Source organism: Streptomyces avidinii (genome assembly GCF_014650695.1).
In the GTDB taxonomy this organism is placed as follows: Bacteria; Actinomycetota; Actinomycetes; order Streptomycetales; family Streptomycetaceae; genus Streptomyces; species Streptomyces avidinii.
This window is the reverse complement of the sequence record NZ_BMVL01000035.1, coordinates 1-13167: the sequence shown is the minus strand read 5'-3', so window position 1 is coordinate 13167 and position 13167 is coordinate 1. Positions and strand designations below refer to the sequence as shown.

The 13167-nt window shown below is 71.4% G+C and carries 2 protein-coding genes; both read left to right on the top strand.

Annotated elements, in window-relative coordinates; translation table 11 throughout:
• Nucleotides 1-37: 37 nt before the first annotated feature.
• A complete protein-coding gene (locus IE257_RS37405) occupies nt 38-11149 on the top strand; it encodes a non-ribosomal peptide synthetase (RefSeq protein ID WP_189974541.1) in 11112 nt (3703 codons plus the stop codon).
• Nucleotides 11149-13167 (top strand): condensation domain-containing protein (locus tag IE257_RS37400; protein WP_189974539.1); only part of this gene is annotated, 2019 nt, incomplete at its 3' end. The genes IE257_RS37405 and IE257_RS37400, both read left to right, overlap by 1 nt.

Below are 13167 nucleotides of genomic sequence, written 5' to 3'. Positions count from 1 at the left end.
GGAGATCCTGGGTGATCTTCCGGCGGGTCGTGCGCGGATGGTCGCGCTGGACTCCACGCTGATGGGTGTCCAGTTGTCGATGCTTGAGGACTCCGCTCCCGAGGTGGTGACCCGTTCCGAGGGTCTGGCGTATGTGATCTATACGTCGGGTTCCACGGGTCGTCCCAAGGGTGTGGCCGTCACGCACGGTGGCCTTGCCAACTATGCGCAGTGGGCTGCTCGTTCATACGGCGCCGCCGAGGGTGGTGCTCCGCTGCATTCGTCGCTGGCGTTCGACCTGACGGTGACGAGTGTGGTCGTGCCGCTGATTTCGGGTGCGCCGGTGGTGGTGAGTCGTGAGGGCGGTGCCGAGGGCCTGGCCGAGCTGTTGCGCGATGGTGGTGGTTTCGGTCTGACGAAGGCTGTGCCGGCGCACCTTCCCTTGCTGTCGGAGATGCTCACGGACGGCGAAGTGAAGGGTGCGGTGTCGACGTGGGTGGTCGGTGGTGAGGCGCTGTCGGGTTCGGTGGTGCAGGCGTGGCTGGAGCGTGCTCCTGGCTCGGTGGTCGTCAATGAGTACGGTCCGACGGAGACGGTCGTCGGGTGTGCGGTGTTCGAGGTCCGTGCCGGTGATGAGATCGGTGACGTGGTCCCGATCGGTCGTCCGGTGGCGAACACGCAGCTTTATGTCCTGGATGGTTTTCTGCGGCCGGTTGCTCCGGGTGTGGCGGGTGAGTTGTATATCGCGGGCGCTCAGCTGGCCCGTGGTTATGTCCGGCGTCCGGAGCTGACGGCGGAGCGGTTCGTGGCGAGCCCGTTCGAGCGTGGTGGGCGGATGTACCGCTCGGGTGACCTGGCTCGTTGGCGTGTGGATGGTCAGCTGGAGTTCTTGGGGCGTGCTGACGAGCAGGTGAAGGTGCGTGGTTTCCGGATCGAGCCGGGTGAGGTCCAGGCCGTGGTGGCCGGGCACCCGCAGGTCGCGCAGGTTGCGGTGGTGGCGCGTGAGGACGTGCCGGGCGATGTCCGTCTGGTCGCGTACGTCGTTGCCGACGATCCGGATGACGATCTGGCCGCACTGCCCGGGCTGGTCCGCGCGTTCGTCTCGGGCCGGCTGCCGGAGTACATGGTTCCCTCGGCCGTGGTGGTGCTGGAGGCGCTGCCGTTGACCGGGAACGGGAAGCTGGACCGCAAGGCCCTGCCCGCCCCTGAACTGGCGGGCGCGGGTACGGGACGCGCGCCGGCCAACGAGCGCGAAGAGATCCTGTGCGCGGCGTTCGCCGAAGTGCTGGGTCTGGAGAGCGCGGGCGTCGATGACGACTTCTTCGCCCTGGGAGGCCACTCCCTGCTTGCGGTCCACCTGGTCGAGGTCCTGCGCAAGCACGGGGTGTCGGTCTCGGTCCGCGCCCTGTTCGACACCCCGACCCCGGCGGGTCTCGCGCTCTCCGTGGGCACGATCGAGTCCGTCGTGCCGGCGAATCTGATTCCCGCCGACGCGGTGGAGATCACCCCCGAACTGCTGCCCCTGGTCGACCTGACCGTGGACGAGGTCGAGCGAATCGTCTCCACCGTGGACGGTGGCGCGGCGAACGTGGCGGACATCTATCCGCTGGCGCCGCTGCAGGAGGGCCTGCTCTTCCACCACCTGATGGCGGAGGGTGGCGAGGACGCCTACCTGATGCCCGTGGTGGTCGAGATGGACTCCCGGGAGCGGGTGGAGGAGTTCGCCCGTGCTTTCCAGCTGGTCGTGGACCGGCATGACATCCTGCGGACGTCCTTCGTGTGGGAGGGGCTGCGCGAGCCGGTCCAGGTGGTGTGGCGCAAGGCCGTGCTGCCCGTGATCGAGGTGGACCTGGACCCCGCGGCTGCGGACCCCGCCGCCGCGCTGCAGGCGGCCGTGGGATTGTCGATGGACCTGAGCCGGGCGCCGCTGGTCAGCGTGCACGCGGCGGCGCTGCCGGACGGGAAGCGCTGGCTGGTGCTGCTGCGCCTGCACCATCTGGTGCAGGACCACACCGCGCTGGAACTGCTCCTGCACGAGGTGCAGGTGTTCCTGGCCGGCCGTGACGACGAACTGCCCCGGCCGCTGCCGTTCCGTGACTTCGTCGCGCAGGTGCGCGGCGGTGTGGACCGGGCCGAGCACGAGCGGTACTTCGCCGAGCTGCTCGGCGACGTGACGGAGCCGACGGCCCCCTACGGGCTGGTCGACGTACGCGGTGACGGCACCGATGTGGAGCGTGCCGTGGTGCCGCTCGCGCCGGAGTCCCTGGAGCGGCTGCGCGCCGTGGCACGGAGGGTCGGCACGAGCCCGGCGACGGTGCTGCACGTGGCGTGGGCGCGGGTCCTCGCCGCGGTGTCGGGGCACTCGGACGTCGTGTTCGGCACGGTCCTGTTCGGCCGGATGAACGCGGGCGCGGGCGCCGACCGGGTGGCCGGGCTCTACCTGAACACGCTCCCGGTGCGGGTGCGCACGGGTGAACTGGGCGCGCTCGAGGCGGTGACCGCGATGCGCGGCCAGCTGGCCGGGCTGCTGGAGCACGAGCACGCCTCGCTGGCCCTGGCCCAGCAGGCCAGTGGCCTCGCCGGCAAAACCCCCGTATTCACCTCACTGATCAACTACCGCCACAACACCGGTGCGGAGGCCGAGAAGGAGGGCTACGCCCGTCCTGAAGGCATGCGGATGCTGTCCTCGCGGGAGCGCACGAACTACCCGCTCGGCGTGTCCGTCGACGACAACGGCGACTCGATGTCGTTCGCCGTGGACGCGGTCGCGCCGATCGACGCGGAGGCCGTCGGGCTGCTGCTGCGGGAGGCCGTCGAGACCCTGGTGCCCCTGGTGGAACAGGCCCTGGACGGCGGTGCGGACACGGCGCTGCGCACCGTCCACGTACTGACTCCCGAGGACCGGCACCGGATGCTGGTGCGGTGGAACGACACGGGGTCCGAGGTCGCTTCGGCCTCGGTGCCGGAGCTTTTCGCGGCGCAGGTGGCGCGGACCCCGGAGGCCGTTGCCGTGGTCGCCGACGGCGCGGAGGTGTCGTACGCGGAGCTGGACGCGCGGGCGAACCGGTTGGCCCGGTACCTGGTAGGCCGGGGCGTGACGGCCGGTTCCGTCGTGGGCGTCTGCCTGGACCGCGGTGTCGACCTGCTGGTCGCGGTGCTCGCGGTGGTGAAGACCGGTGCGGCCTACATGACGATCGACCCGGAGTACCCGGCGCAGCGCGTCGCGTACATGCTGGAGGACGCGTCGCCGGTGGTCGTGCTGGCCTCGGCCGGTACGCGGAGACTCGCGCCGGACGCGCTGCTGGTGGACGACCTGGCCGTCGCGGACCTGGACGGTGGCCTGCTGGACGTGGTGGTGCGGGCACAGGACGCCGCCTACGTGATCTATACGTCGGGATCGACGGGCCGCCCGAAGGGCGTGGTGGTCTCCCACGCGGGTGTGGCGAGCCTGGTGGCGGGCCAGAGCCGGTACCTGGGTGTCGGCGCCGGTGCCCGGGTGGGCCAGTACGGGTCCGTGGGCTTCGACGCCTTCGCGTGGGAGTGGTTCATGGCCCTGCTGACCGGCGCCGCCCTGGTGGTGATCCCGCACGAGCAGCGCCTCGGCGAGGCCCTGCCGGCGTTCCTGGCCGAACGGGCCGTGACCCACGTGGCGCTGCCGCAAGCGGTCCTGGCCACCCTGGACGAGGACTCCATCGGCGGGGACGTCGTCCTGGTGACGGGCGGCGAGGCGCTGCCGCCGGAGGTGATGGCGCGCTGGGCGCGTGGTCACCGGCTGTTCAACTCCTTCGGACCGGCCGAGACCACGGTCGACGCGACGCTGTGGCGCTGCGACCCGGAGGCGGGCGAGGTGGCGATCGGCGTACCCGTGGTGAACACCCGGGTGTTCGTGCTGGACGAGTTCCTGGCGCCGGTGCCGGTCGGTGTCGCCGGTGAGCTGTACGTGGCCGGTGCGGGTCTGGCCCGCGGGTACCTGGGCCGTCCGGCACTGACCGCGGAGCGGTTCGTGGCGAACCCGTTCCACGGGGCGGGCGAGCGGCTGTACCGCACGGGCGACCGGGCGCGGTGGACGGCCGACGGACAGCTCGTGTTCGCGGGCCGCACCGACGACCAGGTCAAGATCCGCGGTTTCCGCATCGAGCCGGGTGAGATCGAGAACGTGCTGGACTCGCATCCGCGGGTCACGCAGGCCGCGGTCATCGTCCGCGAGGACGCGCCGGGAGACCGGCGACTGGTGGCCTACGTGGTCGCCGACGGCGCGCGGGGAGACCTGCCCGAGGCGCTGACGCGGCTGGCCGCCGAGCGGCTGCCCGCCTACATGGCCCCCTCGGCGGTGGTACTGCTGGACGAGCTGCCGTTGACGGTGAACGGGAAACTGGACCGGGGGGCCCTGCCCGCACCCGTCTATGCGACCGGTGGCGGCCGGGCTCCGGCGAACGCCCGAGAGGAGATCGTCTGCGCGGCCTTCGCCGAGGTGCTGGGGGTCGCGAGCGTCGGCGTCGACGAGGACTTCTTCCAGCTCGGCGGGCACTCCCTGCTCGCGGTGCGGCTGGTCGAGGTGCTGCGCGCGAACGGCGTGCCGGTGTCGGTACGGGCGCTGTTCCAGACGCCCACCCCGGCCGGGCTCGCCCTGCCGACGGGCTCCGCCCGTGCGCTGGAGGTCCCGGCGAACCTGATCCCCGCCGATGCGGTGGAGATCACCCCGGAGATGCTGCCGCTCGTCGACCTGACCACCGAGGAGGTCGCCCGGATCGTCGCGACCGTCCCCGGCGGCGCCGCGAACGTGGCCGACGTCTACCCACTGGCACCCCTCCAGGAGGGACTGGTCTTCCACCACGTCCTGGCCGACGGTGGTGAGGACGCCTACGTGACCCCGGTCGTCTTCGAAGTCGAATCGGCTGAACTGCTGGAGGAGTTCACCGGGGCGCTGCAGCAGGTGATCGACCGGCACGACATCTTCCGCACCTCCCTGGTGTGGGAGGGAGTCCGCGAACCGGTGCAGGTGGTCCGGCGGCGGGCCCCGCTCTCCGTCGAGCAAGTGACGCTGGAGGCGCACGGCGCCGAGCCCGTGGACCAACTGCTCGCGGCCGGCGGGATGTCGATGGACCTGGGCCGCGCGCCGCTGCTCACGATGCACGTCGCCGCGGTACCCGGCAGCAGCCGCCGACTGATGCTGCTCAAGGTGCACCACGCCGTGCAGGACCACACCGCGATGGAAGTGGTCCTCGGCGAGGTGCAGGCGTTCCTGACCGGGCGCGGTGACTCGCTGCCGCAGCCGGTGCCGTTCCGCAACTTCGTGGCACAGGCCCGTGGCGGCGCGGAACGCTCGGAGCACGAGCGGTACTTCACGCAGCTGCTCGGCGACGTCGAGGAGCCCACCGCACCCTTCGGCCTGGTCGACGTGCTGGGCGACGGAGCGGACGTGACACGCGTGCACGTGCCCTTCGCGCCGGAGCTGCATGCGCGGCTCCGGGCGGTCTCGGCCCGGCTGAGCACCAGCGCGGCGACGGTGCTGCACGTGGCGTGGGCGCGGACCCTGGCGGCCGTGTCGGGCCGCGGCGACGTCGTGTTCGGCACGGTGCTCTTCGGACGGATGAACTCCGGCGCGGGATCGGCGGACATGCCGGGCCCGTTCATCAACACGCTCCCGGTGCGGGTGCGTACGGGCGCCCTGGGGGTGCTGGAGGCCGTGGACGCGATGCGCGGTCAGCTGGCGGAGCTGCTCGAACACGAGCACGCCTCGCTGGCCCAGGCCCAGCGCGCCAGCGGACTGCAAGGAGATGCACCGCTGTTCACCGCGCTGTTCAACTACCGCCACAACGCGCCCGGTTCCGCGACCGGGGCGAACGACGACCGTACGCGCGGCTTCGAGGGCTTCACGGCGGTCCACTCGCGAGAACGCACCAACTACCCCCTCGCGGTGTCCGTGGACGACGACGGGGAGTCGATCGCGCTGGCCGTCGACGCCGTCTCCGTCATCGACGGCGAGGCCGTCGGAGAACTGATGCGGTCCGTCGCCGAGAACCTGGTCACCGCCTTGGAGACGGCACTCGACGGCGGGACGGAGCAGCGGCTGGGCGCGCTGGGCGTCCTCGACGAGGACACCTCGCGCCGGATGCTCGTGGAATGGAACGACACGGCGCTCGACATCGAGCCGCGGACGGCGGCGGACCTGTTCGCCGCGCAGGTGTACCGCGCTCCGCAGGCCGTGGCCGTGGTCGCCGACGGGGTGGAGGTCTCGTACGCGGAGCTCGACGCCCGGGCGAACCGTCTCGCTCGCCTGTTGGCGTCGCGGGGCGTGGGCCCCGAGTCCCTGGTCGCGGTGTGCCTGGACCGGGGCGTCGAACTGCTGGTCGCGGTGCTCGGCGTACTGAAGGCCGGCGGCGCCTACATGACGGTCGACCCCGAGTACCCGGCGGAGCGGGTCGCGTACATGCTGCGGGACGCGGAGCCCCGGGTCCTGTTGGCCTCGGCCGCGACCGAGGCCGTGCTCCCGGGCGCCGTTCTGCTGGACGACCCCGAGGTCGTGGCGGCCCTGGGCCGTCTGGACGGCGGTGCACCGCGGCTCGCGGGGCAGTCGGTGGCGCACCCGGCGTACGTGATCTACACCTCGGGTTCGACGGGACGGCCGAAGGGCGTCCTCGTCCCGCACGCCGGTGTGGCGAGCATGACCGCGGGCCACACCGCGCTGCTGGGCGTGGGCCCCGGACACCGGGTCGGGCAGTTCGCCTCGATCGGCTTCGACGCCTTCGCCTGGGAATGGTTCATGGCCCTGCTGACCGGGGCGACCCTGGTGGTGATCCCGCCGGACCGGCGGGTCGGCAACGACCTGGCACAGTTCCTGACCGAGCAGGCAGTGACCCATGTGACGCTGCCGCCCGCGGTACTGGTGACCCTCGACGAGAACACGGTCTCCAAGGACCTCGCCCTGGTGACGGCGGGCGAGGCCCTGCCCCCCGAGACCGCGGCGCGCTGGGCGGCGGGCCGCCGGATGTTCAACGCCTACGGCCCCGCCGAGACCACGGTGGATGCCACCTGCTGGTCCGTCGACCCGGAGACCGCCGACGAGGTGGCGATCGGCGCACCCGTGGTGAACACCCGGGTGTTCGTGCTGGACGAGTTCCTGGCGCCGGTGCCGGTCGGTGTCGCCGGTGAGCTGTACGTGGCCGGTGCGGGTCTGGCCCGCGGGTACCTGGGCCGTCCGGCACTGACCGCGGAGCGGTTCGTGGCGAACCCGTTCCACGGGGCGGGCGAGCGGCTGTACCGCACGGGCGACCGGGCGCGGTGGACGGCCGACGGACAGCTCGTGTTCGCGGGCCGCACCGACGACCAGGTCAAGATCCGTGGCTTCCGGATCGAGCCCGGCGAGGTGGAGAACGTGGTGGCCGCGCATCCGCGGGTCACGCAGGCCGCGGTCGTCGTCCGCGAGGACACCCCGGGCGAGAAGCGCCTGGTCGCCTACGTGGTCGGCGACGGCGCGCCCGGCGAACTGCCCGAACCGATCCTCCGTTCGGCCGCCGAGCGACTGCCCGCGTACATGGTCCCGTCCGCGGTGGTGGTGCTGGACGCGCTGCCGATGACCGTCAACGGGAAGCTGGACCGCAAGGCGCTGCCCGCGCCTGCCTACGCGGCGGGTGGTGGTCGCGCTCCGGCGAACGCCCGAGAGGAGATCGTCTGCGCGGCCTTCGCCGAGGTGCTGGGCCTGGAGAGCGTCGGTGTCGACGACGACTTCTTCCGGCTCGGCGGGCACTCCCTGCTCGTGGTGCGGCTGGTCGAGGTGCTCCGCGACAACGGTGTGTCGGTCTCGGTACGAACGCTGTTCCAGTCGCCGACCCCGGCCGGACTCGCGGCCTCCACCGGTGCGGTGCAGGTCGACGTACCGGCGAACCTGATCCCCGCCGGCGCGACGGAGATCACGCCGGACATGCTGCCGCTGGTCACGCTGTCGGAGCAGGAAGTGGCCACGGTGGTGGCGACCGTTCCCGGCGGGGCGGCGAACATCGCCGATGTCTACCCGCTGGCCCCGCTCCAGGAAGGCCTGCTCTTCCACCACATGCTGGCCGACGGCGGTGAGGACGCCTACGTGAGCAAGGAGGTGTTCGAACTCGTCTCGCGCGAACGGCTGGAGGAGTTCGCCCGGGCACTCCAGCAGGTGCTGGACCGGCACGACATCTTCCGCACCTCGCTGGTGTGGGAGGGGCTGCGCGAACCGGTGCAGGTGGTCTGGCGGCGGGCCCCGCTCTCCGTCGAGGAGGTGTCCCTGGACGCGGACGGCGCCGATCCGGTCGAGCAGCTGCTGGCGATCGGCGGCACGTCGATGGACCTGGGCCGGGCCCCGCTGTTCACGCTGCACATCGCCGCGGTACCCGGCAGCGACCACTGGCTGATGCTGCTCAAGGTGCACCACGCCGTCCAGGACCACGTGGCTCTGGAGGTGTTGCACAGCGAAGTCCAGGCGTTCATGACGGGCGAGGACGAGGGGCTGCCGGAGCCGGTGCCCCTGCGCAACTTCGTCGCACAGGCCCGCGGCGGCGTGGCGGAGCAGGAACACGAGCGCTACTTCACCGAACTGCTCGGCGACGTCGACGAGCCGACCGCGCCGTTCGGCCTGGTCGACGTCCACGGCGACGGCGGGGACACGGTCTGGGTGCGCAAGCCCCTCGGGCCGGAGCTGCACACACGACTGCGCGAGGTCTCCCACCGGCTGGGCACCAGCGCCGCGACCGTACTGCACGTGGCGTGGGCACGGACGCTGGCGGCCGTGTCGGCCCGTACCGACGTGGTGTTCGGGACGGTGCTCTTCGGCAGGATGAACTCCGGCGCCGGCGCCGACCGGGTCCCCGGACCGTTCATCAACACCCTGCCGGTGCGGGTACGGACCGCCGAACTGGGAGCGCTGGCAGCCGTCGGCGCGATGCGCCTCCAGCTGGCGGAGCTGCTGGAGCACGAACACGCCTCGCTGGCACTGGCCCAGCGGGCCAGTGGACTGGCGGGAGACACACCGCTCTTCACCGCCATCTTCAACTACCGCCACAATGCGGGCGGATCGGGCCAGGCTGCGGACGCCGAACGCAACCGCGGGTTCGAGGGTCTGGAGCTGCGGTACGCCCGTGAACGCACCAACTATCCGCTCGTGGTGGCGGTGGACGACAACGCCGACTCCCTGGAGCTGACCGTGGACGCGGTGCACTCCATCGACGTGCACGCCGTCGTACGGCTCATGTGCACCGCGACGGAGAACCTGGTCGCGGCCCTGGAGGGAGAACTCGACGGGGGACCGGAGCAGCCGCTGGCTGCGGTACGCGTACTCGGCGAGGACGACCTGCACCGCATCCTCGACGAGTGGAACGACACCGGCCGGGACGGCGTCGCCACGGTTCCCGTAACGGAACTGTTCGCGGCGCAGGTCGCCCGCGCCCCCGACGCGACGGCCGTCGTGTCCGAGGGTGTGGAAGTGTCGTACGCCGAACTGGACGCCCGCGCCGAGCGGCTGGCCCGGTACCTGAACCGCCGGGGCGTCGGCCCCGAGTCCGTGGTCGGCGTGGCCCTGGACCGCGGGGTCGAGCTGGTGGTCGCGCTGCTCGCGGTGATGAAGGCCGGAGGCGCGTACCTGCCGATGGACCCGGAATACCCGGCGGACCGGGTCGCCTACATGATCGGCGACGCCGGAGTCGCCCTGGTGCTCACCGCGCAGGGGCCCACCGGCTGGCTGGAGGACCTCGGGGTCGCCATCGTCGCCCTCGACGACCCCGAGACGGTCGCCGAGCTCGCACGACCGGATGAGCACGAACCCTCCGCCGGCATCCGCCGCACGTCCCTCCCGGAACACCCGGCATACCTGATCTATACGTCGGGGTCGACGGGGCGTCCGAAGGGTGTGGTGGTGTCGCACGGTGCGTTGTCGGCGCATTTGTGTGGTGTGGGTGAGCGGGTGCCGTTGGTGGCGGGGGACCGGCTGGTGGCGGTGACCACGGTGTCGTTCGACATTGCGGCGTTGGAGTTGTTCCTGCCGCTGGTGTCGGGTGCGTCGGTGGTGGTGGCTTCCCGTGAGGTGGTTCGTGATCCGGCGGCGTTGACGGGGCTGGTGGTGTCGTCGGGTGCTTCGGTGGTGCAGGGTGTGCCGTCGCTGTGGCGTGGGCTGCTGGAGGAGGTGGGTTGGCCGGCGGGGGTGCGTGCCCTGGTGGGTGGTGAGGCGTTGCCGCCGGAGTTGGCGCAGCGGTTCACGGATCTGGGTGTGGGTGCGGTGAACCTGTACGGGCCGACGGAGGTGACGGTGTGGGCGACGTCGGAGGAGGTTGCTGCTGGTCCGGTGTTGGTGGGGCGGCCGTTCGCGGATGTGGCGGCGTATGTCCTGGATGGTTGGATGCGGCCGGTCCCGGCTGGTGTGGCGGGTGAGCTGTATTTGTCGGGTGCTCAGTTGGCTCGGGGTTATGCGGGTCGTCCGGGGTTGACGGCGGAGCGGTTCGTGGCTTCTCCGTTCGGTGGGGCCGGTGAGCGGTTGTACCGTACGGGCGATCTCGCGCGGTGGATGGGCGACGGGCGTCTGGAGTGCCTGGGCCGGGCCGATGAGCAGGTCAAGGTCCGCGGCTTCCGCATCGAACCCGGCGAGATCGAAGCGGTTCTCGCCGCTCGGGACTGGGTGGCCCGGGCCGTCGTGATCGTCCGCGAGGACAAGCCGGGCGACCAGCGGCTGGTCGCCTACGTGGTCCCCGTCGAAGGAGCGGAGGAACCCCCGGAAGGGTTCGCCCAGTCACTCCGGGCGGCGGTCCAGGACCAGCTCCCCTCCTACATGGTCCCCTCGGCAGTCGTGCCCCTGCACGCACTGCCCCTGACCGCCAACGGGAAGCTCAACCGGAAGGCACTGCCCGCCCCGGAGTACACCTCGGGCGAGGGCCGGGCCCCGGCGAACCGGCAGGAAGAGCTGCTCTGCCAGGCATTCGCCGAGGTACTGGGGCTCGAGCGCGTGGGCGTCGACGACGACTTCTTCGCCCTCGGCGGGCACTCCCTGCTCGCCACCCGGCTGATCAGCCACATCAGGGCGCTGCTGCGGGTCGACTTCTCGCTCCGCGCCCTCTACAAGACGCCGACCGTGGCCGGAGTGGCCCGGCAACTCGGAACACAGAAGACAGCCAGGCCCGCACTGCGGCCGATGCGTACCAACGAGGAGTACTGATGATCCCTCTGTCCTTTGCCCAGCGTCGGCTCTGGTTCATCGGTCAGCTGGACGGACCCAGCCCGGCCTACAACATCCCGATCGTGCGACGCCTGACCGGCGAGCTGGACCCCGCCGCGCTGAACGCGGCGCTGCGCGACGTGATGCGCCGCCACGAGGTCCTGCGCACCGTTTTCCCGATCAAGGACGGCCAGCCGTACCAGCGCATCCGCAAGCTCGACGAGCTCGAGTGGGAGCTGTCGGTTGTCCAGATGCCCCCGGAAGATCTGGACGACGCCGTGGCCGGTGCCGCGCGCCACCTCTTCGACCTGGCCGCCGAGGTCCCGATCCGGGCCTGGCTCTTCACCACCGCCCCGGACGAGCACGTCCTGGCCGTGGTGGTCCACCACATAGCGGGCGACGGTTGGTCCATGGGCCCGCTGGCCCGGGACGTCTCGGTGGCGTACACGGCCCGCCGCGCGGGCCGCGCCCCCGAGTGGGAGCCGCTGCCCGTGCAGTACGCGGACTACACGCTCTGGCAGCGCGAACTGCTCGGCGACGAGGACGATCCCGAGAGCGTGATGACCCGTCAGCTCGGGTTCTGGCGCAATGCCCTGGCGGGAGCACCGGAGGAACTCACGCTCCCCGTCGACCACCCGCGCCCCGCAGTGCCCTCGCACCGCAGTCTCGCCGCGCCGATCGAGGTGCCCGCTGAGCTGCACGCGAAGCTCGCGGAACTCGCCCGGACCGAAGGCGTCAGCCTCTTCGTCGTACTGCAGTCCGCTCTGGCGGTCCTGCTGTCCCGCCTCGGAGCGGGAACCGACATCCCGATCGGCACGGTCGTCGCGGGCCGCACGGACGTGGCGCTCGACGACCTGGTCGGGTTCTTCGTCAACAGCCTGGTGCTGCGCACGGACCTGTCGGGCACGCCGACGTTCCGGGAGCTGCTCGCCCAGGGGCACGACACCGCCCTGTCCGCGTTCGAGAACCAGGACGTGCCGTTCGAGAAGCTGGTCGAGGAGCTGGCCCCGGCGCGTGTGATGGGGCGCCATCCGCTGATCCAGACGATGTTCACCATGCAGAACACCGCGCAGGCGGTCCTGGACCTGCCGGGCCTGGGTGCGGGCGGCGCACCGGAGAGCGCCTCCGCCGCTGCCGCTGCCCGGTTCGACCTGGACGTCCTGCTGGGCGAGGTGTTCGACGCCTCCGGCGCTCCCGCGGGTGTGACCGGGACGCTGCTCGGCGCCGCGGACCTCTTCGAGGCGGGGAGCGTCGGGCGGATCGCCGAGCGCCTGGTGCGCGTACTGGAACTGGTCGCCGACGACCCGGGCCTGTCCCTGGACGCGGTGGACGTCCTCGATGGGGACGAGCGTCGTCGGGTCGTGACGGAGTGGAACGCGACGGGGGCCGATTTCGGTTCGGGTTTGGTGCCGGGGTTGTTCGGGGCGCGGGTGGTGGGGGCTCCGGATGCGGTGGCTGTGGTCGATGACGGGGTGGAGGTTTCGTTCGCGGAGTTGGATGTGCGGGCGAATCGGCTGGCGCGGTTCCTGGTGGGTCAGGGTGTGGGTGCGGAGTCGGTGGTGGGTGTGTGCCTGCCGCGTGGCGTGGATGCCGTGGTGGCGATTCTCGCGGTGTGGAAGGCGGGGGCTGCGTTCCTGCCGATCGATCCTGGTTATCCGGTGGATCGGATCTCGTTCATGCTCGCGGACAGTGGTGCGGTGTTGACGCTGACGGACGAGGAGATCCTGGGTGATCTTCCGGCGGGTCGTGCGCGGATGGTCGCGCTGGACTCCACGCTGATGGGCGTCCAGTTGTCGATGCTTGAGGACACCGCTCCCGAGGTGTCCGTGTCGGCGGACGGTCTGGCGTATGTGATCTATACGTCGGGCTCGACGGGTCGTCCCAAGGGCGTGGCCGTCACGCACGGTGGGCTTGCCAACTATGCCCAGTGGGCGGCCGGCTCCTATGGTGCGGCTGGTGGTGCTCCGCTGCATTCGTCGCTGGCGTTCGACCTGACGGTGACGAGTGTGGTCGTGCCG